This window comes from Amycolatopsis sp. NPDC003865 (genome assembly GCF_053605345.1).
Map to the genome: position 1 here is coordinate 23,599 of NZ_JBSGJA010000017.1, position 22,455 is coordinate 46,053.

A 22,455-nucleotide genomic window follows, 5' to 3' on the forward strand; every position below is an offset into this window, starting at 1 on the left:
TCACCACCCGGAGGCCGTGTGGACGACGGCGGAGACGTCGGGCCGGCCCCAGGCGAGCTCGCGCAGCAGGCCGAGGGTGCCTTCGTCGGGGTCGATCAGCTCGATGCCGCGGCGGGCGTAGTCGCGCATCAGCTCGGGCGTGACCATGCCGTCGTGGTCGCCGGTCGGCGCCCACGGTCCCCAGTGGACGGTCACCGCCCGGCCGGCGGGCCACCGCCGTCCGAGGGTTTCGAGGGCGTCGTTGGCGGCGGCGTAGTCCGACTGGCCGCGGTTGCCGAGCGTCGCGGCGATGCTGCCGAAGAGCACGACGAACTTCGGTTCGTCGGGCAGGTCGGCGGTGGCTTCGAGGAGCGTCCTGGCACCGTCCACTTTGGTGCCGTAGACGCGGGCGAACGACTCGCTCGTCTTGTCGGCGACGAGCTTGTCCTCGATGACGCCGGCGGCGTAGACGATGCCGTCGAGCCGGCCGTACTCGGCGTGGATCTCCTTGACCGCGCGGTGCACGGCTTCGGCGTCGAGCATGTCGACGGACTGGTAGCGGACCGGGCTGCCGAGCTCTTCGAGCTGGTCGAGCGTCGCGCGGACCTCGCGTTCGCTTTGGAGGCGCCGCACGGTCTTCTCGATCTCGGCGGGACTCTTCAGTCCCTTTTCGATGAGGGCGGCTCGGAGTGCCTTGGCGTCGTGGGCGTGCGGGTACTCGTCCTCGCCGGCCGGGACGGGGGTCCGGCCGAGCAGCTCGACGCGGCAGCGGGCCGCCGCGGCGAGGGTGGTGGCGAAGCGGGCGGTGATGCCCTTGGCGCCGCCGACGAGCAGGACGACCGAATCCCGGTCGAGGCCGATGGCGGCCGCTTCGGCCGCGCCGTCGCCGGCCGGTCCCGCGCCGCTGCTGCCGAGGAGGCCGAGTGGCTGTTCGGCGGGCGTGAGCCCGCGCCGGTCCGCGCCGTCCCTGATGACGACGGGCTCCCGGTCCACGGTGGACAGCTCGGCCACCAGCTCGGCGGGTCCGGCGCGTTCGACGACCCGGGCGAGGGTGCCGGGGTACTCGCGGGAGACGCTGCGGTAGAAGCCGCGGAGGCCCTCGGCGGGGCCGGCCGTGAGCAACCACCGGGGCTGCTGTTCGAGGATGGCCTGGTACCGGGGGAAGGCGGCGGGCAGGACGGGATCGCCGTCCGGCAGGTGGAGGTAGCCGTCGAACCCGGGCCGGACGTCGTCACCGATTTCGGCTCCGGCACCGTGGGCGGCGAGTTCGGCGCGGACGGCTTCGGCCGAGGGACCGGCGCCGAGCACGAGGAACCGGCTCCCGGCGATGTCGGGAGTGCCGGCCGGCGCGAGGTCCACTTCGGACATGACGTACCGCTTCGGCGCGACGATCACCGGCTGTGGTCCGGAGTGGCTCACCGGAGGCTCGTCCGCCGATTCCGCCGCGCCGAACATCTCGGCGATCCCCGCGGCCGTGCGAGCCTTCGCGAGTTCCTCCACGTCACCGGCGCCGAGCCGAACCGTCAGCTCACCGGCGATCTCGGCCCGCTTGATCGAGTCGATGCTCAGATCGGCTTCCAGGTCGAGGTCCGGCTCGATCATCTCGACGGGATACCCCGTGCGCGACCCGATCACCTCGACCACGGTCGCCAAGACCGAGCGCCCCGATGTGGCCTCGGGTGCGCCGCCGATGCCCCCACCACCGCCCTCGACGGAGGCCGCCTCGGGACGCTGTGCGCTGACCAGGTCCGCGATCGCCGCCGCCGTGCGGGCTTTCGCGAACTCCTCGACGTCGCCGCCCGCCAAGCCCAGCCGGGTGGCCAGCTCGCCCGCGATCTCGGCCCGCTTGATCGAGTCCACGCTCAGGTCGGCTTCCAGGTCGAGGTCCGGCTCGATCATCTCCACCGGATACCCGGTCCGCTCCCCGATCACCTCGACGATCGTCGCCAGCACCGGCCGTTCGGCCGGCACCGGCACCGGCGTCACCGGCAGCGCCTCGATGACCGGCACCGGCACGGGCGCCGACACCGCGGCCGGCGCCTCACTGCCGAGGAACCCCAGCAGCACGTCCCGCTGGGCGGCGATCATCTCCCGGCTCGTCCGCAGGAAGTCGGTGACCATGGCCTCGGCGGTCGATTCCGGCACCGCGGCCGAGGACCCGAGCGTGACGCGCGACGCCGGCCGCAGCGCCCCCGCCGGGATGGCGCCGTCGGCCGTGCGGAGGAGGTGGCCGTCGACCGTCCACCCGGGACGCTTCGGCCGCGGGGCCGTCGCGGCGTCGACCGCGTCGCGGCCGCGGAACAGCCAGCCCGTCTCGACGTCGACCCCGGCCACCGCCAGCTGCGCGAGCGCGGCCAGGAAGCCCGGCAGCCCGCGGCGGCCCGGCTGCTCGAACCCGACCGTCCGGTGTGGCCGGTCACCGAGGATCGCGCCGACCTGCCCGGCCAGCACCCCGCCCGGCCCCGCTTCGACGAACACCCGTGCGCCCGCCGCGTACATCGCCTCGATCTGCTCGACGAACCGGACCGGCGAGCCCACCTGCGCGGCCAGCTCGCCGCGGATCTCGTCCGGGGACTCCGGGTACGGTGCCGCGGTCCGGTTCGCGTAGACCGGGACGGCGGGCCGCACGACGCCGAGCGCGTCGAGGTCGCGGCCGAACGTCTCCCCCGCCGCCGCGACGAGCGGGCTGTGGAACGCGCACGCGACCGGGAGCCGCTTGACGCCGAACCCCGCCGCGCGCAGCTGCGCCACCGCCGCCTCCACCTCCGCGGTCGGACCGGAGATCACCGTCTGCGCGGGCGAGTTGTGGTTGGCCAGCACCACAGCGGCCCCGGAGAGCACCGAGTCCACCGAGGACGCCGACGCCGACACGGCCGCCATCGCACCCGGGTCGCCCGCCGGGATGGCGCCGAGGATCGCCGCCGCCCGCGCGTGGCTGGCGGTCAGCAGCGCTTCCGGGGTCAACGCGCCCGCCGCGGCCAGCGCCGTCAGCTCGCCGTAGCTGTGCCCGCCGAGCATCGCGGGCCGGACGCCGGCGCGGGTGAGCAGCCGGAACGCGGCCAGTCCGGCGAGGCCGAGCGCGGGCTGGGCGACGCGGGTGTCGGTGACGCGGTCGGCGAAGGCCTGCCGCGCGGGCTCGCCGAACACCGCCGGGCCGAACACGACGTCGGCGGTCGGCGGGTCCAGCCGCAGGTACCGCTGCAGCTCGGGGAAGGCGACGAACAGCTCGGCGAACATGCCCGGCCGCTGGCTGCCCTGGCCGGGGAACAGCACCGCCACCTCACCGGGTTCGCCGCCGCCGGCGCGGTACAGCCCCGGAGCGTCGCGGCCCGCGAGCGCCTGCCGCAGCAGGCCGGTCAGCTCGTCCACAGTGGACGCCACCACCGCGAGCCGGACCGGACGGCCCTGAGCGCGCAGCGACGCCGAAAGCGCGAGGTCCCGCAGCCGCCACGGCTGCTGTCCCGCCGGGACCTCCGTGGCCAGCGCCAGCAGGTCGCGGACCGCCGCGTCCGTCCCGAAGAGGAGCAGCTCGGCCGGCCACTCGTCCGCCGCCAGTGCGGGCGGGACGCTGTCGTGCGCCGTGAGCACGACGTGGAAGTTGGTGCCGCCGAAGCCGAACGCGCTCACCCCGGCGATCCGCTCGGCCGGCGGCGCGGCCCACGGTCGCGGGGCCGTCTGGAACACGAACGGGCTCGTCGAGGCGTCCCACGCGGGGTTCGGCGAAGACAGGTGCAGGGTCGGCGGCTTGACGCCGGTGTGCAGGGCGAGCGCGGTCTTGATCAGCCCGGCCAGCCCGGCCGCGCACTTGGTGTGCCCGATCTGCGACTTCACCGATCCGATCGTGCACGCGCCGGGCGCGGCGCCGGCTTCGGTGAACACCTTGGTCAGCGTCGCGAGCTCGGTCCGGTCGCCGACGACGGTCCCGGTGCCGTGCGCCTCGACCAGCCCGACGCGCGCGGGCGAGACGCCGGCGTTGCGGTACGCCCGGGTCAGCGCGGTGTGCTGGCCTTCCGGCCGCGGCGCCGTGAGCCCCAGCGCGCGGCCGTCCGACGCCGCCCCGACGCCCTTGATCACGGCGTAGACGCGGTCGCCGTCGCGTTCGGCGTCGGCGAGCCGCTTCAGCGCTACGCAGGCGACGCCTTCGCCGAGCGCGATGCCGTCGGCGGCGCTGTCGAAGGTCGCCGAGCGGCCGGTCGGCGAGAGGGCGTGCGCCGAGGCGAAGAGCAGGTAGTCGTTGATGCCGTTGTGCAGGTCGGCGCCGCCGCACAGCACGAGGTCGCTGGTGCCCGCCGTCAGCTCCTTGCAGGCGACGTCGACGGCCGTCAGCGACGACGCGCACGCGGCGTCCACGGTGTAGTTCGCACCGCCCAGGTCGAGCCGGTTGGCGATCCGGCCGGCGATGACGTTGGCCAGCACGCCCGGGAAGGAGTCCTCGGTGATCCGCGGGAGCTGGTCGTCCACCGCGGACGGCAGTTCGCCCACATAGGACGGCAGGACCGTCCGCAGGGACATCGCGTTCGACAGGTCGCTGCCCGCCTCGGCCCCGAACACGACCGACGTCCGGGCCCGGTCGAACGGGCGGTCCGCGTACCCGGCGTCCGCGAGCGCGCGGTGCGCGGCCTCCAAGGCCAGCAGCTGCACGGGTTCGATGCTGGCGAGCGACGACGGCGGGATGCCGTACTTCAGCGGGTCGAAACCGATTTCGGGCAGGAACCCGCCCCAGCGCGACGGCGTCTTCTCACCTTGACCCTCGGGGTCGTAGTAGAGGGAAGTGTCCCAGCGCTGCGGCGGCACCTCGGTGACCGCGTCCGCGCCCGCCAGGACGTTGGCCCAGAACGACGCCAGGTCCGGGGCCTGCGGGAACATGCAGGCCATCCCGACGATCGCGACGTCGAGCGGCGCGGGCGCCGGGGGTTCGGGTGCCACCACGCCGAAGGCGGCCGCCCGCTCGCGCAGGACCGCGTTCGCGCCTTCGCCGACGGCGGTGTGCAGGTCGGCGATCGTGGTGACGGCCGAGCGCAGCACGGCGACCTCGCCCGCCATGAACATGCCTTCGGCGAGCTGGCGGTCTTCGCCGACGGCACGCAGCTCGGCGCCGACGCGCTCGATGCCCTTGCTGGCCAGGCGAAGCCGGCCGACGTTCAGCTGCTCCAGCCGTTCCCAGGCGTCCCGGCTGGGCACGCCCTGGTCGGCCAGGTCGGCCTTGATGGCCGCGTACTCCTCGGTGAAGGGACTGCGGACGCAGCGGGTCGCGTGGCCCGGCGCGGTCTCCAGGAGGTCGGTGTGCTCGGCGTCGAGCAGGCTGCGCTGGAACAGCGGGAGCACGGCGCCGGCGTCGACGGCCTCGCGGGTGAAGAGGTAGGCGGTGCCCATCAGCACGCCGGCCGCGGCGCCGCGCGCGGCCACCGGCGCGGCGAGGGCGGCCACCATCGCGGCCGACCGCTCGTCGTGGATCCCGCCCGCGAACAGCAGCTGCAGGTCCGCGGCCGCGCCGGGGGTCGCCGCGGCGAAGTCGGCGAGGACACCGAGCTGCGCTTCCCACAACGGGAAGCTCGTGCGCGGCCCGACGTGGCCCCCGCATTCCGAGCCCTCGAAGACGAACTTGCGGGCCCCCGCTTCGAGGAACTGCTTCAGCAGTCCCGGCGACGGCACGTGCAGGAACGTCGAGATCCCGGCCTCTTCCAGCGCCGCGGCCTGCGCGGGGCGGCCGCCGGCGATGATGGCGTGCGTGGGCCGCAGCTCGCGGATGACGTCGAGCTGCGCGGCTTTGACGTCTTCCGCGGCGAAGCCGAGGACGCCGACGCCCCACGGCGCGGCACCGACGGCTTCCCGGGTTCGTTCCAGGACGTCGCGGGTCTGCTCCGGACCGGACAGGGCCAGCGCGATGAACGGCAGGGCGCCACCCCCGGCCACCGCGGCGGCGAACGCCGGCTGGTCGCTGACGCGGGTCATCGGGCCCTGCGCGATCGGCAACGCCGTGCCGAGCGCGCGGCTGCCCGCGCTGCCGGGCCCCAGCACCGGGGTCTCGGCGCGCAAGGCGTCGCCGATGGCGTCGGCCAGCCCGCGCACCGCCGCGGTCACGGTGCCCCACCGGTCGCGGAAGCGGGTGGCGAGGAAGACGTCCTGGCCGGCTTCGACCGGTTCGCGGCCGTGCCGAACGAGCCGGCGGACGCCGTCGACGACCGTCGTCTCCGAACCGTCCAGCCCGGTGAGGGCGCGGGTGAGCGCCGACGGCAGCTCGGCTTCCGGCAGCAGGGCGAGCTGGGTGTCGACGACGACGCCCGCGGCGCCACCGGCGACCGCCGCGGCCGCGGTGTGCGGGCCGATCCCGCCCGCCGCCCACACCGGCACGGCGAAGTCCTCGAGCAGGGCCTGGAGCAGCACGAACGTGCTCAGCTCCCCGGTCCGGCCACCGCATTCGTACCCGCGCGCGATCAGGCCGACGGCGCCGCCGTCGACGGCTCGCGCGGCCGACGCCCGGCTGGTCACCTCGGCGAGCACCCGGCGGCCCGGGAAGTCCCGCGCGGTGCACGGGGAATCTTCGGTCAGCAGGACGGTCGTCGCGGCTTCGGGCAGTTCGGCCACCGGGCCGGCCACCCGGACGCCGTAGTCCGGGACACCCCACTCGGTGAGCAGCGCGAGCTCGTCCGCGGCGGCCGGGCCGCCGGTCAGGTCGAGGACGCCGAGCCCGCCTCCGCGCGCGGCGGCGGCGACCGCGCGCGCCGACGGCCACCGCACCGGAGACACGGCGACGATCAGGCCGGCCGATCCGCGGTCGGCTTTCGGGACACGCATGGGAACCCCCGCTACACACGAAAGGGTGATGGCAACGGGGAGTACTTAAGCGGGTTCGGACCGCCGCCGTCAACAACCCACCACGATTTCGTCGTGCCGGTTCAGAAAATTCGGGATGGACCAGCCGGATGACGCAAGAATTTAACGCCGCCGTCACGTTCCGCCGGACGGGACGGCCCCAGCTGCGGTCCACTTGGCACACACCACCGGATGGGGCAAGCCTTCTCACCCGGCGGACGCAGTGTGACTGACCGCACCGGACCACGACGTCCGGTGGTCCCGGCGTTTCCGGCGCGCACACCGAAGCGCCGTGCCGGTGAAAACCGCCACGACGAACGAACCCCTCCGGCAATCGGGAATCCCGGGGAATTCCGGATTGCGCGTCCGCTATTCTCCCGGCATTTTTACCCACAGTCGAAAGTAGTATCCGGCCCGGCCCGATTCGCGTCGCCGGTGCCCGGCTGTCCACTGTGGATTCCCGGATGTCCCGGGTTCACCGTGCTCACGCGACCTCGCCCATTCCGGCCCCGGACGGGCCACGGGTGCGCCACACCGGCCCCCGACCAGCACGACTCCGGGTATTCGGCCGGACACCTTCGGTACCTCCAGTCCCTCACCCTGGGCTCTTCGACAAGAATTTTCCACTCTCCGGTGACAGATTTTCCTTAGAAAAAGCTGAAAGGGATTCGCATACTCGTCGGTAGCTCTGGACTCTTCGTCTACACTTGGACCAGTTGTCCAAGCGTGGAGGTGGTCGTGGAGTACTGGTACACCGACGAGCGGTCGGGGACGCGCTACCCCGGAGACCCGCTGCGGTGGCGGGGCGACGACGGGGCACCCCTGACCGTCGCCCCGCTCGCCGGCCTCGCCCCCGGCGACGTCGACCTCGGCGTCCGGTCGCTCTGGCGGTACCGGGCCGCGCTGCCCGGCGCCCTGCGTCCGGTCTCGCTCGGCGAAGGCTGCACGCCGCTGGTCCCGCGGCCGTGGGGCGAAGGTGACGTGCGGTTCAAGCTCGAGTGGTTCAGCCCGACCGGCAGCTTCAAGGACCGCGGGTCCAGCGTGCTGGTCTCCGCGCTGGCCGGCGCCGGGGTCACGGAGCTGCTGGAGGACAGCTCCGGCAACGGCGGTTCGTCGGTCGCGGCCTACAGCGCCGCGGCCGGGATCGCGGCCACCGTCCTCGCTCCCGAAGGAACCTCACCGGCGAAGGTCGTGCAGGTCCGGGCCTACGGCGCCGACGTCGAACTGGTCCCCGGCACCCGCGACGACACCGCCGCCGAAGCCGTCCGCCGCTCGGCCCGCACCACCTACGCCAGCCACAACTGGCACCCCTTCTTCCTGCAGGGCACCAAGACGCTGGCGTACGAGCTGTGGGAGGACCTCGGTTTCCGCGCGCCGGACGCCGTCGTCACGGTGGCCGGGGCCGGCAGCATCGTGCTGGGCTGCGACCTCGGCTTCGGCGAGCTGCTCGCCGCCGGGTCGATCACCCGGCGGCCGCGCCTGCTGGTCGCCCAGCCGCTCAACTGCTCCCCGCTCGACGCCGCTTTCCACGACCGGCAGCCACCGCCGTTCGCCCCGACCGTCGCCGAGGGGACCGCCATCCGGGAGCCGGTCCGGCTCCCGGAGGTCGTCGCGGCGATCCGCCGGTCCGGCGGCGACACCGTCGCGATCGAAGAGGACGCCATCGCCGCCGCGGCCCGCCGGCTGGCGTCGCTGGGTCTCTACGCGGAACCGACGAGCGCGACCGCCGCCGCGGCCATCGACGTCTTCCGCGAACGTGGCGCCATCCGGCCCGGCGAGACGACCGTCGTCGTCCTCACCGGGTCCGGGCTGAAGACGCCGGACAAGCTGCGGGAGCTGATCGGATGACCGAGGACGAGCTCCTGCTGCGCGAGGCCGAGAAGATCGCCCACGCCGTGGGCCGGATGTTCCCGGGGCTGTGCGAGGTCGTGCTGCACGACCTGCGCGACCCGGCCCACGCCGTGCGCGCGATCGAAGGCAGCCTGTCGGGGCGGGCGGTCGGCGATCCGGCGACCGAACTCGGCCTGGCCCGGATCGCCGACCCCGGTTTCCCGGACGTGCTGCAGAACTACCCGAACCGCTTCCCCGACGGACGCCCCGCGAAGAGCACGTCGATCGGCATCCGCAACGCGAGCGGGGAGTACGTCGCGGCGTTGTGCCTCAACCTCGACGTCTCCCTGCTCGGCTCCGCGGCCCGCGCCCTGACGCGGCTGGCCCGCGCCGACGAACCGGCGCCGCTGACCGAGTCGCTGCGGGCCCGCACCGGCGACGAGCTGCGCGCGCTGGTCGAGGACTACGCGACCGAGCGCGGCCACACCCCGCGCAGCCTGCCGCCGGCCGCGAAGAAGGACCTCGTCCGGACGCTGAAGGAACGCGGGTTCCTCGAGCTGAAGAACGCGGTGCCGGCGCTGACCGACCTGCTCGGGATCTCCCGGGCCAGCGTCTACAACTACCTGCGCTGAGCGGCGGGGGCACGCCGCTTCGCCACGAACCGCCAGCCCACCGCGAGCACCACGGCCAGCACCGGGATGGAGTAGAACGCGACCTTCTCCGCGCCGTCGGAGAAGCCCATCAGGACGACCACCAGCACCAGGAACCCCAGCGTCGCCCAGCCCGAGTACGGCGCCCACGGCATCCGGTACGACGGGCGTTCCAGCTCGCCGCGCAGCGCGGCCTGACGCAGGCGCAGCTGGCAGAACACGAGCGTCGCCCACGTCGTGATCACGCCGAGCGAGGCGACCGCGATCGCGATGTCGAACGCGTCCTTGGGCACCAGGTAGTTCAGCACCACGCCGAGCAGGTAGGCGACGGAGGTGAACAGGATGCCGCCGTAGGGCACGTGGCGGCCGCTCATCCGGCTGACAAACGACGGCGCCTCGCCCTTTTCGGCCAGCGAGCGCAGGATCCGGCCGGTCGAGTAGAGCCCGGAGTTGACGCTCGACAGGGCCGCGGTCAGCACGACCGCGTTCATGACGTCGCCGATGCCCGGGATGCCCAGCCGGCTGAACACCGTCACGAACGGGCTTTCGTCGCCGTTGTAGAACGGCCAGGGCAGCAGCATCGCGAGCATCAGCACCGACCCCACGTAGAAGACGCCGATCCGCCACACGACGCCGTTGATCGCCTTCGGCAGCACCTTGCGGGCGTCCTTGGTCTCCCCGGCCGCGATGCCGACGACCTCGATGGCCGAGTAGGCGAAGATGACCGCCTGCAGCGTCATCAGCGCGATGCCGATGCCGGCCGGGAAGAATCCACTGTGGCCGGTCAGGTTGTGCACCCCGGCCGGGGTGCCGCCGATGTCCGCGCTGGTGAACACCAGGCCGAGCGCGGTGACCAGGAAGACGACGATGGCCAGCACCTTGACCACCGAGAACCAGAACTCCAGCTCGCCGAACAGCTTGACGCTCAGCAGATTCACCGCGATCAGCACGCCGAGGGCGACCAGCGCGGTGATCCACTGCGGGACGTCCGGCAGCCACTTGTGGACGTAGATCGCGACCGCGGTGATCTCCGCGATCCCGGTCATCGCCCAGTTCACCCAGTACATCCAGCCCGACACGAACCCGGCCCACGGGCCGATAAACTTCCGCGCGTAGGTGACGAAGCTGCCGGAACTGGGCTCGTGCAGGACGAGCTCGCCGAGCGCGCGCATCACGAAGTAGGCGGCCACCCCGCAGACCGCGTAGGACAGGATCAGCGACGGGCCGACCTGGTGCAGCTTGCCACCGGCGCCGAGGAACAGCCCGACGCCGATCGCGCCGCCGATGGCGATCATCTGCACTTGGCGGTTGCCCAGTGCTTTCGAGTAGCTTTCACCTTTTTCGGTGAGGAGCGAGGAATCCATGGTTGCCAGACGCTAGAGGTTGTGCGGCAAGTCACCAAGCACACTAAGGAAGACTTAAGGTGTGCCGGAGATCACCACCCGCTTTCGTTGGTGCCGGCGGGTTTCGATTTGACAGGGGGTGCCGCGCGGCGCGGTGGGCCCGGCTTCTAAGCTGCGGCCGTGGATCTCGCGGCGCTGCTGGACCGGATCGCCGTCGACGTCGCGCCCGAGGTCGGCCGCGGCGCCGTCGCGGACTACATCCCCGCCCTGGCGCGGATCGAGCCGCGCGCGTTCGGCATGGCGGTGGCCGAAGTGGACGGTGCACTGCACGGCGTCGGCGACTGGCGGCGGCCGTTCTCGGTGCAGAGCATGTCCAAAGTGTTCACCCTGGCGCTGGTCCTGTCCTGCGGGGACGGGGTGTGGACGCGGGTCGGGCGCGAGCCGTCCGGCGACCCGTTCAACTCACTCGTGCAGCTGGAACACGAGGACGGCATCCCGCGCAACCCGTTCATCAACGCGGGCGCGCTGGTGGTGACCGACGAGCTGGCCCGCCACGGTGACGCGGCCGACGCGCTGCTCGCCTTCCTGCGCGAGGAGAGCGAGCGGCCGGACATCGGCGTCGACCCCGAAGTGGCCGCGTCGGAGGCCGGGAACGCCGACCGCAACCGCGCCCTCGCCTACTTCATGGCGTCCTACGGCAACATGCGCCACCCGGTGCCGTCGGTGCTCGACCAGTACGTCCGCCAGTGCTCGATCGCGATGAGCTGCGCGGACGTCGCGCGCTCGGCGTTGTTCCTGGCCCGGCACGGCATCCGCAACGACGGCACGCGGCTGCTGGCCCCGAGCGCCGCGAAGCGGATCAACGCGGTCATGCTGACGTGCGGCACCTACGACGCCGCGGGCGAATTCGCCTACCGGGTCGGGCTGCCGGGCAAGAGCGGGGTCGGCGGGGGCGTCCTGGCGATCGTCCCGGGCCGCTGCGCGGTCTGCGTGTGGAGCCCCGGCCTCGACGCGCGCGGCAACTCCGTCGCGGGCGTAGCCGCGCTGGACCGCTTCACCACGCTGACCGGCTGGTCGATCTTCTAGCGCCCCGCCGGGGCGGGCATACTCGGCGGATGGCCACGAGCAGCACGGAACCCCGGCGGGTGACGATCCACGACGTCGCCCGCTCGGCCGGGGTGTCCCGGCAGACCGTCTCGCGCGCGCTGAACGACAAGGCCGAAATCGACGGCACGACCAAGCAGCGAGTCCTCGACGCCGCCCGGGAACTGGGGTACCGGCCGAGCCGGTTCGCCCGCGGCCTGGTCCGGCCGGACACCACCACCATCGGCCTGGTCGTGCCGGACCTGCTCAACCCCTTCTTCACCGAGGTCGCCGCCGGGGCGCTGGCGGCCGCCCGGGCCCGCGGCTGGCACGTCGTCGTCTACGACACCGCCGGCGACGACGAGCAGGAGCTCGCCACGCTCCGGGTCATCGGCACCCAGGTCGACGCCGTCGTCGGCTACTTCAGCCGGTCCGAGGACGACCTCGACCGGTTCACCCCCGGCGTCCCGGTGGTGCTGGTCGGCCGCGAGCCGCGCCTGCCGCGCTTCAGCGGCATCTCGATCGACGGCGAGGACGGCGTCCGCGAGGCCGTCGCCCACTTCGTCGCGCGCGGGCACCGGCGGATCGGGATGCTCGACGACGACCGGCCCGAGCCCAGCGTCCGGCAGGTCTGGTTCCGCCGGGCCGCCGCCGAGCACGGCATCGCCGTCGCTCCCGGGTGGATCGGGCGCGCCGCCCAGACCGTCGACGGCGGCGGCGCGGCCCTCGCGAGCCTGCTCGCCGCCCACCCCGACGTCACCGCCGTGTTCGCCTTCAACGACGTGATCGCCATCGGCGCCCTGCGCGAAGCCCGCCGGTTCGGCCTGCGCGTCCCGGACGACCTCGCCGTGATCGGTTTCGACGGGCTGGCTCTCGGCACCCTCGTCGACCCGGAGCTCTCCAGCGTCGCCATCGACACCCGTGGCCTCGGCGCGCTGGCCGTCGAGCAGGCGGCGCGGCTCGTGACCGGTGCCGCGCCCCTGCAGCGCGGTGAACTGGTCGTCCGCGCCGGGCTCCACCTGCGGGAATCCGCCTGATCCCTTGACACGCCGACCCGGCGGTCAGCACACTGCGGCGGCGCCCGTGAACGTTCACGGGAACGCTCACGGGAGGTGTCATGGCGTACGTCGAAGACCCGGGACCGGGCTACGGCTCAGTGGCTCCGCGCTCGGCCTTCGGCTCCGACGCGCCGGCGCTGTCGCTGACCGGCGCATGGCGGTTCCGCCTGTCGCCAAGCGTCGCCGCCGCTCCCCCGGACGTCGCCGACCCCGGGTTCGACGACTCCGCGTGGGACGAGCTGCCGGTGCCGTCGCTGTGGCAGCTGCACGGGCACGGCGCGCCCGCGTACACGAACGTGCACTACCCCTTCCCGGTCGATCCGCCGCACGTGCCGTCGGAGAACCCGACCGGTGACCACCGGCTGCGGTTCGACCTGCCGCCCGGCTGGCCGTCCGGGCCGGCGCTGCTGCGCTTCGACGGGATCGACTCCTGCGGCCGGATCTGGCTCAACGGCACCGAGCTCGGTGTCACGAAGGGCAGCCGGCTGCCGGCGGAGTTCGAGGTCGGGTCACTCCTGGAGCCGCGCGGCAACGTCCTCGTCGTGCGCGTGCACCAGTGGTCGGCCGGCAGCTACCTCGAAGACCAGGACATGTGGTGGCTGTCCGGCATCTTCCGGGCCGTGACGCTGCTCGCCCGGCCGGCCGGCGGCATCGCCGACTACTGGCTCCACGCGGACTACGACCACACGACCGGGCTGGGCACGGTCCGGGTCGACACCGCCCCGGACGTCGTGCTGGACATCCCGTCGCTGGGCGTCGCCGGCCACCCGGCCGGGGAGCCCCTCGAACTGCCCGTCGAACCGTGGAGCGCCGAGACACCGACGTTGTACGACGGCACGCTGTCCACTGTGGCCGAACGGGTGCCGGTGCGGATCGGCTTCCGGACCGTGACGATCGAGGACGGACAGCTCAAGGTCAACGGGCGGCGCCTGCTGCTGCGCGGGGTGAACCGGCACGAGCACGACCCGCGGACCGGACGGGTCGTGTCGCGGGAGACCGCGCTGGCCGACGTCCTGGCGATGAAGCGCCACCACGTCAACGCCGTCCGGACCAGCCACTACCCGCCGGATCCCGCGTTCCTCGAGCTGTGCGACGAGTACGGTCTGTGGGTCGTCGACGAGTGCGACCTCGAAACGCACGGGTTCGGGCCGCTCGGCTGGGATCGCAACCCCAGCTCCGAGCCGATGTGGACGGACGCCTACCTCGACCGGATGCGGCGCACGGTCGAGCGGGACAAGAACCGGCCCAGCGTGATCCTCTGGTCCCTGGGCAACGAGAGCCACACCGGCGACAACCTGGCGCGGATGGCGGAGTGGGTGCGTGAGCGCGACCCGAGCCGGCCGGTGCACTACGAAGGCGACCACGACTGCTCCTATGTGGACGTCCACAGCCGCATGTATGCGACACCGTCCGAAGTGGAGCGGATCGGGCGCCGCGAGGACGACAACCAGCGTCGCCGGGAGCTGCCGTTCATCCTGTGCGAGTACGCGCACGCGATGGGCAACGGGCCGGGCGGGCTGCTCGAATACCGCGAGCTGTTCGAGCGGTACCCGAACTGCCAGGGCGGGTTCGTCTGGGAGTGGATCGACCACGGCCTGGCCGCGCCCGGTCACTTCGCCTACGGCGGCGACTTCGGCGAGACGATCCACGACGGCAACTTCGTCATCGACGGGCTGCTCTTCCCGGACCGCACGCCGTCGCCGGGGCTGACGGAGTTCGCGAAGATCATCGAGCCGGTCCGGATCGAGGCGGATCCCGCCGGCCTCCGGGTGTCGAACCACTACGACTTCGCCGGCACCGGGCACTTGACGTTCACCTGGGTCCTGGAAGACGAGGGAATCGGCGTCGCTCAAGGCGTTCTCGACGTGCCGAACGTCCCTTCAGGACAGAGTGTGGTGGTGTCGTTGCCTTCGCTGCCCGGCACGGGCGGCGAGTCGTGGCTGACCGTCTCGGCGTCGCTGACGTCCGGGACCGCGTGGGCGCCTGCCGGGCACGTCGTCGGCTGGGGCCAGCTGCCGGTTTCGCCCCCGCCGTCCCGTGCATCGCCTTCGCCGCGGGGTCCGGTGTTCCGCACGTCCGGACGGCTCCTCCTCGGCGACGGCGAGTTCGACCCGGCGACCGGCACGCTGACCACGCTCGGCGGCCTCCCGGTGCAGGGCCCGCGGCTGGACGTCTGGCGCGCCACGACGGACAACGACCGCGGCTCGTCGCCCGGGCCGTCCGAAGCGTCGCGGTGGCGGGCGGCGGGCCTGCACCGGATGCAGCACCGGGTGAGCGCGGTGGACGCCGACGGCGGCGAACTGGTGGTGCGCACCCGCGTCGCCCCGCCGGCCCAGCCGTTCGGCCTGTTCGCGGACTACACGTGGACGGCGTTCGACGGCGGCCTGCGGTTGCGGGTCGACGTCACTCCCGACGGCGAGTTCCCGGGCACGCTCCCCCGGCTCGGCCTGACGATGGCGGTCCCGGGCACGTTCGGCTCGGCCGAGTGGTTCGGCGGCGGCCCCGGCGAGGCGTACCCGGACAGCCGCCGGGCGGTGCGGATCGGGCGGTTCTCCAGCAGCGTCGACGGCCTGCAGACGCCGTACGTCTTCCCACAGGAGAACGGCAACCGGACGGACGTGCGCTGGGCTCGCCTCACCGGCCCGGACGGCACCGGCCTGCGCATCGACGGCGACCCGGCGTTCGACTTCACCGCCCGCCGCTGGACGGCGGCGGCCCTGGAGGCGGCGCGGCACACCGACGAGCTGGAGTCCGGCTCGCTCGTCCACCTGACGCTGGACGTGGCCCACCACGGCCTCGGGACGGCGGCCTGCGGGCCCGGCGTGCTGCCGCGGTACCGGCTGGTGCCGCGGGAGACGTCGTTCACGCTGTCGTTCCGGCCCGTGGCGGGCACTGTCGCAAATTGAGACCCCGGGGCGGGCCCGGATGCGGTGTCGTGGAGGTCCGACCGACGGCAGGAGCGTCCCGGATGACCCCTTCCACGACGACCCCCACGAGCGCCCGGCAGCTCGCGACCCCCGGCGCGTTGGGCCTGGCCGATCTCGTCGCGCTCTTCGACGACCTGCAGTTCACCCTGGAGTGCTGCGAACGGCTGGTGGCCGAGCTGGCCCGCCCGCGCGTCGACGCCGTGGTCGTCGAGGCGCTGTGGGTGTCCGCGCTGAACTCCTACGCCCGCTGCTTCCGCACCGGCGACCGCGGCCTGCACCTGACGGTCGGCGACGTCGAAGCCACCGGCGTGCCGGGCGAGGTCGCCGAATGGCACGCGCTGCTGGGCCGGATCCGCGACTTTGCGATCGACGGGCCGGTCAACCCGCGCGAGGCCTACGCGGTCGGCGTCTCCCAATCCTCGGCCGGCGAGGCTTCGGGAGTGGTCATCACTTCGGCCGCGCGGCCGCTGGTGGACGAGGTCACGGTGAAGCAGACCGGGCGGCTGGCGTTCGAGCTGAGCCGGCTGGTGGACGAGCGCATCAAGGACCACCAGCAGACGGTGTTCGCGGCCGCGGCGAAGCTGACGCCCGCCCAGCTCTCGGCGTTGCCGGCGATCGAGGTCACGTCTCAATAAGTCTCATTAATTCGTCTCATTAATCCACTCCCGGCAGGTGCCGGTAGATCGTGGCGCGGGAGACGCCGAGCGCGGTCGCGATGTCGGCAGGCGCGTGGCCGGCGTCGTAGAGCCGGCGGGCCGCCTCGATCGTCTCCGGGCTCATCACCGGCGGACGGCCGCGGCGGCCGCGTCGCCTCGCTTCGGGCTCCGCGGCTGCGTACAGCCGGTCGACGCCGTCGAGGACCGCCGCGCGCAGTTCGTCCGCCGGCGCGTCGGCGAACAGCACCACCGGGTCGCTGAGCATCGCGATCGCCTGTGCCGCGCGGACCCGGCCCGTCAGGTCCGCGGCGGGGCCCGCCACCAGGTGGTTCGCCTTGAGCATGCCGTCGCGGAACCGGTCGAACACCGTCTTCGACGCGGTGAGCCCGAGGTCGCGCAGGTTCATCCGGAGCAGGTAGCGGTGGCTCAGCCACACGTCGAGGAGTCCCTCGATCGCGGCGGCGCGCGGGTCGGCGGCGTCCGCGGCCTTCGCCACGGCCGTTTCGAGGTCGGCCAGCAGCGGCTCGGCCAGCGCCGTCACGATGTCCGCCTTGCCGGGGAAGTGGTATAGCACGGCGGTCTTGGTCACGCCGACGCGTTCGGCCAGCTCCCGGACCGACACCGCGTGGAAGCCGCGCTCGGAGAACTCCTCGAGCGCGGCGCGCAGGATCCGGGCGCGGGTGTCGTCGGTCATCGTGCGAGCCTAGCCGCTTGCCTGACCGTTGGACAGGAGCGTACGGTCGTGACTGACCGATGGTCAGGACTTCGATGGGGGTTTCACCATGACCGAGCAGACCGTACTGATCTCCGGCGCGGGCGTCGCCGGGCCGACCTTGGCGTACTGGCTGGCCCGCGCCGGCTTCCGGCCGACCGTCGTCGAACGCGCCGCCGGGCCGCGTTCGAGCGGCAGCCCGGTCGACGTGCGCGGGCCGGCCGCGCGGGTCGCCGACCGGATGGGCATCACCGCGCGGCTGCGCGAGGCGAGCACCACCGTGCGGTCGCTGAAGTTCGTCGACGACGCCGGGCGCCGGACCGGCCGCGTCGCGATGGGTGGCGACGGCGGGATCGAGCTGCCGCGCACCGACCTCGCGGCGATCCTGCACGAAGCCGCGCGCGAGGACGCGGAGTTCGTCTTCCACGACTCGATCACCGAGCTGCGCCAGGACGCCGGCGGCGTCGACGTCGCGTTCGAGCGGGGCGCTCCCCGCCGCTTCGACCTGGTGGTCGGCGCCGACGGCCTGCACTCGGCCGTGCGGCGGCTGGTGTTCGGGCCGGAGCACGCGTTCGTCGAGCACATGGGCGTCTACATCGCGACGCTGCCGCTGGCCGAGCCGCCCGCCGACCGCACCGAGCTGGTGATGTACAACTCGCCGGGACGGGCGGTCGCGGTGCACCCGTCGCGCGGCCGCGGGATCGCCGCGTTTATGTTCCGCGGCGCCACCGTCCCGGGGTTCGACCACCGGGACACGGGGCTGCACAAGCGGATGCTCGCCGTGGCCTACGAAGGCGCCGGCTGGCGCGTGCCGGAGCTGCTGGACCGCGTGCGCGAGGCCGGCGACCTGTACCTGGACTCGGTGAGCCGGGTGCGGATGGCCGGCTGGTCGGCCGGGCGGATCACGCTGGCCGGGGACGCGGCGTCGTGCGTGTCGCTGTTCGGCGACGGCTCGACGCTGGCGATGGCCGGCGCGCACACCCTGGCGGAGGAGCTGGCCCGGACCCCGCGCGACGCGGCGGCGGCGTTCCGCCGGTACGAGGCAGTGCACCGGAAGCTGGTGGAACCCAAGCAGCGCAACGTTTCCACGGCGGCGGCCCTGCTCATCCCGGCCACCCGCGGCGGCTTGGCGGCCCGCAACCTCGGCACGCGCCTGCTGCCCCTGGTCACGGCCGCGCGGCGGCTCGTGCCCGCTTGACACACCCTTTGACTAACCGCTATCTATTGGGCCGTGCAGGACGTGGTGCTGGCTCTGCTGGCGAAGGAACCGTCGCACGGCTACGACCTGCGGCGGCGGCTGGTGTCGGCGCTCGGACCGGTGGGGGAATCGCTGAACGTGGGACAGATCTACGTGACGCTCACCCGGGTGGAGAAGGCGGGGCTGGTCGTCCAAGAGCGGGAGGAAGCGCCGGTCCGCGGTCCGCGGCGCAAGGTGTACGCGCTGACCGCGGCCGGCCAGGAGCGGGTGGTCGCGTGGCTGGCCGAGGGCGCCGGGCCCAAGGCGGACGTCGCGGAGTTCCACCTGAAACTGGTCGCCGCGGCCGAGTCGGGCCTGGCCGACCCGGTGGCGCTGGTGGACGCGCGCCGGCGAGAGCTGCTCCGCAGCCTCGCCGACGCCCAGCACGCGGCGCTCGCCCAGGAAACGGACTCGGAAGCCGGTCTGCTCCTGGAGGGCATCACGCTGCGGTGGCAGGCCGAGCTGCGCTGGCTGGAGGCGTGCGAGCGGACGTGGTCCGCCCGCGGGAAAGGCGGAAAGTCATGACGGGAGACGGCCGGCGGCTCGGGGAAACGCGGCAACGACGAACGACCGCGCCACCGCGGCCCGGCGGGGAAGCACCTGTCCTCCAGGCGATCGGCCTCACCCGCACCTACGGCCGCGCCGAGACCCTCGTCCGCGCCGTGGACGGCATCGACCTCGACGTCCCCGCCGGGCAGACGCTCGCCGTCACCGGACCGAGCGGCTGCGGGAAGTCCACCCTGCTCCAGCTGCTCGGCGGGCTCGACCGCCCCACCCGCGGCCAGGTCCGGCTCGGCGGCCGCCGGATCGACCACCTCGGGGAACGCGCCCTCGCCCGCCTGCGCCGGCGGGCCACCGGGTTCGTCTTCCAGGACTTCCACCTCATGGACGAGCTGACCGCCGCGGAGAACGTCGAGCTGCCCGCCCTCCTCGCCGGCGCCTCACCGCGTGAAGCCCGCTCCCGCGCCACCGCGCTGCTCGACCGCGTCGGGCTCGGCGACCGCGCCCGCCACCTGCCCGCCGAGCTCTCCGGTGGCCAGCGGCAACGGGTCGCCGTCGCCCGGGCGCTGGTCAACGAGCCCCTCGTCGTGCTCGCCGACGAGCCGACCGGGAACCTCGACAGCACCGCTACCCGCGACGTCCTCCGTCTCTTCGACGAGCTGCGCGCCGCCGGCCAGACCCTCGTCGTGGTCACCCACGACGACCGCGTCGCCGCCACCGCCGACCGCGTCGTCTCGCTGCGCGACGGCGCCCTCGTCGACGACACCCGTCTCGACGGCGCCACGGCCCCGCTCGGCGCGCTGCTGAGCTGGGGCGGCTGAGCCGTGGGGCGTCTGCTGCTCGTGTGGCGCCTGGCCGCGCGCGACCTGCGCCGCCGTCCCGGCGAGGCCGCGCTGTTCCTGGTCGCCGTCACCGCCGCGACCGCCGCCCTGACCCTCGGCCTGGCGATCGGCAGCGCCGTGACGACCGGGTACGAGAACACCCGCGCGGCCACCGCCGGCCCCGACATCACGGCCATCACGACGGCGCCCGACCCGTCGGTCGTGGCCCGGCGGATCGCGGACACGCCCGGCGTCGCCGAGCAGGCCGATCCGGTGTTCGCCTTCGACGCCGTGGTCCGGATCCACGGACGCGACGCGCACACCTCCATCGAGGGGCGGGCGGTCCGGCCCTCCACTGTGGACCGTCCACTCGTGACCGACGGCTCCTGGGTGCGCCCGGGCGGCGCGGTGGTCGAACGCGGTTTCGCGGACGTCTACGGCGTGCACGTCGGTGACAGCATCACCTTCCGGGACCACGCCTACCCGGTGGTCGGCATCGCGGTCAGCGCCGCGACACCGGTCTACCCGTGGAGCGACTGGGCGCAGGGGGCCGGGCCGACCGACCGGGGTGGCCGCCTCTGGTTCACCGACGTCGACGCCCACGCCGCGGCCGGCGACGCGGAAGCCGTCCACCTCATCCACGTGAAGCTCACCGACCCGGACCGCACTGTCGAGTGGCGCGAAACCGACTTCACCGACCGCGGGGCCGCCTGGGTCAACACCCACGACTGGCGGACGGTGCTGCAGGGCGACCGGAACATGATCAAGGACACCCAGCCCACCCTCGTCATCGGTGGCTGGCTGCTGGCCGCGGCCGCGATCGTCACCCTCGCCGCGCTCGCCGCCGTGCGCGCCGGCCGCGACCGGCGGCGGGCCGGGTTGCTCAAGGCCGTCGGGGCCGGGCCGCGAACCGTGGCCGCCGTGCTGCTGGCGCAGTACCTGCTGCCGACCGCGCTCGCCACCGCGCTCGGGCTGACCGCCGGGACGCTCGCCGCGCCCGCGCTGGCCAACCCCAGCGCCGGCCTGCTCGTGACGACCCGGCCGCCGGACGCCGGCACCGTCGTCGCCGTGCTCGTCCTCGGCGCGCTGGTGGTCCTGACCGGGACGCTCGGGCCCGTCCTGCGGGCCGCCCGCACGAGCACGGCGCGGACCCTGGCCGAGCCGGTCGGGCGCCACCCGCGGCTGACCGCGGTGACGGCGTACCTGCCGACGTCGCTCCTGCTCGGGGTCCGGCTGATCGCCCGCCGGCCCGGCCGCGCGGCCCTCACCGCGCTCGGCACGGTCGCCGTCAGCGTGACGGTCTCCGCCCTGCTCGCCTTCCGCACCACCGTCGCCCACGGCACGAGCACCGGCCTGACCGATCCCGCCATGGCGGTGATCAACGCCCGGATCGGCCAGGTCGCCCTCGGCGTCACCTTCGCGCTGGCCGCGCTTTCCACGCTCAACGCCGTGTTCGTCGGCTGGAGCAGCGCGGTCCAGGCCCGCCGGGCGCTCGCCGTCAGCCGCACCCTCGGCGCCACGCCCGGCCAGGTCGTCGCCGCGCTGTGCACCGCACAGCTCCTGCCCGCGCTCCTCGCGGTGCTCATCGGGATCTGGGGCGGGACCGCGCTGTATGGCTTTCTCAACCCCAAGTTCGTCGCTCCACCGGCGTCGTGGCAGCTGCTCGCCGCCCTCGGCGTGCTCCTGGCGGTCGGCGTGCTGACCGCGTTGCCCGCGTGGGCTCACACCCGCCACCCGGCCGGACGTGCCCTCGGCTGAACGTCACGCGCGCAGCATCGGCGGGTACAGCAGCTCCGCCTTCCCCCGCCGACGCCGGGGCAGCCGCTCGCCGCCCTCGGCGTGCTGGTGGCGGTCGGCGTGCTCACCGCGTTGCCCGCGTGGGCCCACACCCGCCACCCGGCCGGACGTGCCCTCGGCTGAACGTCACACGCGCAGCATCGGCGGGTACAGCAGCTCCGCCTTCCCCCGCCGACGCCGGGGCAGCCGCTCGCCGCCCTCGGCGTGCTGGTGGCGGTCGGCCTGCTCACCGCGTTGCCCGCGTGGGCCCACACCCGCCACCCGGCCGGACGTGCCCTCGCCTGAGCGTCACGCGCGCAACATCGGCGGGTACAGCAGCTCCGCCTTCCCCCGCCGGTACAGCTGCGCGGGCCGCCCGCCGTCCCGGGTGGTCGTGCGCCCGGTCGGCTCCAGCAGCCCCTCCGCGCCGGTCACCTTCCGGTGGAAATTGCGCGGGTCCAGCCGGGTGTCCCACACCAGCTCGTACACCCGGCGCAGCTCCGCGACCGTGAACTCGGGTGGGCAGAACGCCGTGGCCAGCGGCGAGTACTCCAGTTTCGCGCGGGCCCTCTCCACCCCGTCGGCCAGGATCCGGTCGTGGTCGAACGCCAGGTGCTCGCGGGCCAGTGCGCGCACCGGTGTCCAGCGCGCCTCCGCCGCGTCCGTGCCCGCGCTCGGCGTCGGCAGATCCGGCGCCAGCGCCAGGTGGGCGACGGTGACCACGCGCATCCGCGGGTCCCGGTCCGGCGCGCCGTAGCCGGCGAGCTGTTCGATGTGGACGGTCCCGGGGGCGAGCCCGGTCTCCTCGGCCAGCTCACGGCGCGCCGCGTCCGCGAGGTCCTCGTCCTCGCGGACGAACCCGCCGGGCAGCGCCCACTCCCCCCGGTACGGCTCGATGCCCCGGCGCACGACGAGGGCGCACAGCTCGTCCCCGGTCAGGGTGAGCACGACGAGGTCGACGGTGACGGCGAACGGCGGGTGACCCATGCCACCACCCTACCCGGTAATCGTCAGCTTGACGATTAGGCGTCGGTGCGCATATCGTCACCTCGACGATAAGAGGAGGGCT

At 73.7% G+C, this 22,455-nt stretch carries 16 protein-coding genes; 10 read left to right on the forward strand and 6 right to left on the reverse strand.

Annotation, left to right across the window (positions count from 1 at the left end; all coding sequences use genetic code 11):
* The gene (locus tag ACWEVP_RS33620; protein WP_452066595.1) at positions 1-6,774 is read right to left on the reverse strand and encodes an SDR family NAD(P)-dependent oxidoreductase; all 6,774 of its coding nucleotides are present in this window, start codon (positions 6,772-6,774) and stop codon (positions 1-3) included.
* Between the two features lie 756 nt (positions 6,775-7,530).
* Here ACWEVP_RS33620 and ACWEVP_RS33625 point away from each other — a divergent pair.
* Positions 7,531-8,640, forward strand: coding sequence for a threonine synthase (locus ACWEVP_RS33625; RefSeq protein ID WP_452066596.1), 1,110 nt, complete (start codon positions 7,531-7,533; stop codon positions 8,638-8,640).
* Positions 8,637-9,254, forward strand: coding sequence for a helix-turn-helix transcriptional regulator (locus ACWEVP_RS33630; RefSeq protein WP_452066597.1), 618 nt, complete (start codon positions 8,637-8,639; stop codon positions 9,252-9,254). The genes ACWEVP_RS33625 and ACWEVP_RS33630 overlap by 4 nt, the downstream gene beginning before the upstream one ends.
* Here ACWEVP_RS33630 and ACWEVP_RS33635 read toward each other — a convergent pair.
* The gene (locus tag ACWEVP_RS33635; protein WP_452066598.1) at positions 9,242-10,636 is read right to left on the reverse strand and encodes an amino acid permease; all 1,395 of its coding nucleotides are present in this window, start codon (positions 10,634-10,636) and stop codon (positions 9,242-9,244) included. The genes ACWEVP_RS33630 and ACWEVP_RS33635 overlap by 13 nt on opposite strands.
* Positions 10,637-10,795: 159 nt before the next feature.
* On the opposite strand from ACWEVP_RS33635, the gene ACWEVP_RS33640 reads away from it, so the two are divergent.
* The 4 genes from ACWEVP_RS33640 to ACWEVP_RS33655 all read left to right on the forward strand — a co-directional run bounded on the left by ACWEVP_RS33640 (position 10,796) and on the right by ACWEVP_RS33655 (position 16,318).
* Positions 10,796-11,701 (forward strand): glutaminase, encoded by a 906-nt coding sequence (locus ACWEVP_RS33640; protein WP_452066599.1) that lies wholly within the window; start codon positions 10,796-10,798, stop codon positions 11,699-11,701.
* Positions 11,702-11,730: 29 nt separating this feature from the next.
* A complete protein-coding gene (locus ACWEVP_RS33645) occupies positions 11,731-12,735 on the forward strand; it encodes a LacI family DNA-binding transcriptional regulator (protein ID WP_452066600.1) in 1,005 nt (334 codons plus the stop codon).
* 80 nt (positions 12,736-12,815) lie between these two features.
* Entirely contained in the window at positions 12,816-15,662 is a 2,847-nt protein-coding gene (locus ACWEVP_RS33650; protein WP_452066601.1) for a glycoside hydrolase family 2 TIM barrel-domain containing protein, read from the forward strand.
* A gap of 62 nt (positions 15,663-15,724) precedes the next feature.
* Entirely contained in the window at positions 15,725-16,318 is a 594-nt protein-coding gene (locus ACWEVP_RS33655; protein WP_452066602.1) for a hypothetical protein, read from the forward strand.
* A gap of 19 nt (positions 16,319-16,337) precedes the next feature.
* Here the strand turns inward: ACWEVP_RS33655 and ACWEVP_RS33660 are convergent, their stop codons facing one another.
* Positions 16,338-17,033, reverse strand: a complete 696-nt coding sequence (locus ACWEVP_RS33660) for a TetR family transcriptional regulator (RefSeq protein ID WP_452066603.1) — start codon at positions 17,031-17,033, stop codon at positions 16,338-16,340.
* A gap of 88 nt (positions 17,034-17,121) precedes the next feature.
* Here ACWEVP_RS33660 and ACWEVP_RS33665 point away from each other — a divergent pair, with 88 nt between their 5' ends.
* The 4 genes from ACWEVP_RS33665 to ACWEVP_RS33680 are packed head-to-tail and all read left to right on the forward strand — an operon-like array spanning position 17,122 to position 21,368.
* A complete protein-coding gene (locus ACWEVP_RS33665) occupies positions 17,122-18,249 on the forward strand; it encodes an FAD-dependent monooxygenase (protein ID WP_452066604.1) in 1,128 nt (375 codons plus the stop codon).
* A gap of 33 nt (positions 18,250-18,282) precedes the next feature.
* Positions 18,283-18,813 (forward strand): PadR family transcriptional regulator, encoded by a 531-nt coding sequence (locus ACWEVP_RS33670; protein WP_452066605.1) that lies wholly within the window; start codon positions 18,283-18,285, stop codon positions 18,811-18,813.
* Positions 18,810-19,610 (forward strand): ABC transporter ATP-binding protein, encoded by an 801-nt coding sequence (locus ACWEVP_RS33675; RefSeq protein ID WP_452066606.1) that lies wholly within the window; start codon positions 18,810-18,812, stop codon positions 19,608-19,610. Before ACWEVP_RS33670 ends, ACWEVP_RS33675 begins: the two co-directional genes overlap by 4 nt.
* A 3-nt stretch (positions 19,611-19,613) precedes the next feature.
* Complete coding sequence (locus ACWEVP_RS33680; protein WP_452066607.1) at positions 19,614-21,368, forward strand: FtsX-like permease family protein; 1,755 nt, start codon at positions 19,614-19,616, stop codon at positions 21,366-21,368.
* A gap of 3 nt (positions 21,369-21,371) precedes the next feature.
* Here the strand turns inward: ACWEVP_RS33680 and ACWEVP_RS33685 are convergent, their stop codons facing one another.
* Genes ACWEVP_RS33685 through ACWEVP_RS33695 form a run of 3 tightly spaced genes read right to left on the reverse strand, consistent with a single transcriptional unit; the run spans position 21,372 to position 22,373 of the window.
* Positions 21,372-21,497 carry a hypothetical protein gene (locus ACWEVP_RS33685; RefSeq protein WP_452066608.1) on the reverse strand — a complete coding sequence of 42 codons (126 nt, stop codon included), beginning with the start codon at positions 21,495-21,497 and terminating at the stop codon, positions 21,372-21,374.
* A 36-nt stretch (positions 21,498-21,533) separates the two neighbouring features.
* The gene (locus ACWEVP_RS33690) at positions 21,534-21,659 is read right to left on the reverse strand and encodes a hypothetical protein (RefSeq protein ID WP_452066609.1); all 126 of its coding nucleotides are present in this window, start codon (positions 21,657-21,659) and stop codon (positions 21,534-21,536) included.
* A 36-nt stretch (positions 21,660-21,695) separates the two neighbouring features.
* The gene (locus ACWEVP_RS33695) at positions 21,696-22,373 is read right to left on the reverse strand and encodes an NUDIX hydrolase (protein WP_452066610.1); all 678 of its coding nucleotides are present in this window, start codon (positions 22,371-22,373) and stop codon (positions 21,696-21,698) included.
* Positions 22,374-22,455 lie beyond the last annotated feature (82 nt).

Excerpts from the sequence above, each read along its gene's own strand:
- ACWEVP_RS33620 (WP_452066595.1), bottom strand. The coding sequence starts at position 6,774 with ATGCGTGTCCCGAAAGCCGACCGCGGATCGGCCGGCCTGATCGTCGCC.
- ACWEVP_RS33630 (WP_452066597.1), top strand. The coding sequence starts at position 8,637 with ATGACCGAGGACGAGCTCCTGCTGCGCGAGGCCGAGAAGATCGCCCAC.
- ACWEVP_RS33635 (WP_452066598.1), bottom strand. The coding sequence starts at position 10,636 with ATGGATTCCTCGCTCCTCACCGAAAAAGGTGAAAGCTACTCGAAAGCA.
- ACWEVP_RS33645 (WP_452066600.1), top strand. The coding sequence starts at position 11,731 with ATGGCCACGAGCAGCACGGAACCCCGGCGGGTGACGATCCACGACGTC.
- ACWEVP_RS33650 (WP_452066601.1), top strand. The coding sequence starts at position 12,816 with ATGGCGTACGTCGAAGACCCGGGACCGGGCTACGGCTCAGTGGCTCCG.
- ACWEVP_RS33655 (WP_452066602.1), top strand. The coding sequence starts at position 15,725 with ATGACCCCTTCCACGACGACCCCCACGAGCGCCCGGCAGCTCGCGACC.
- ACWEVP_RS33660 (WP_452066603.1), bottom strand. The coding sequence starts at position 17,033 with ATGACCGACGACACCCGCGCCCGGATCCTGCGCGCCGCGCTCGAGGAG.
- ACWEVP_RS33665 (WP_452066604.1), top strand. The coding sequence starts at position 17,122 with ATGACCGAGCAGACCGTACTGATCTCCGGCGCGGGCGTCGCCGGGCCG.
- ACWEVP_RS33675 (WP_452066606.1), top strand. The coding sequence starts at position 18,810 with ATGACGGGAGACGGCCGGCGGCTCGGGGAAACGCGGCAACGACGAACG.
- ACWEVP_RS33695 (WP_452066610.1), bottom strand. The coding sequence starts at position 22,373 with ATGGGTCACCCGCCGTTCGCCGTCACCGTCGACCTCGTCGTGCTCACC.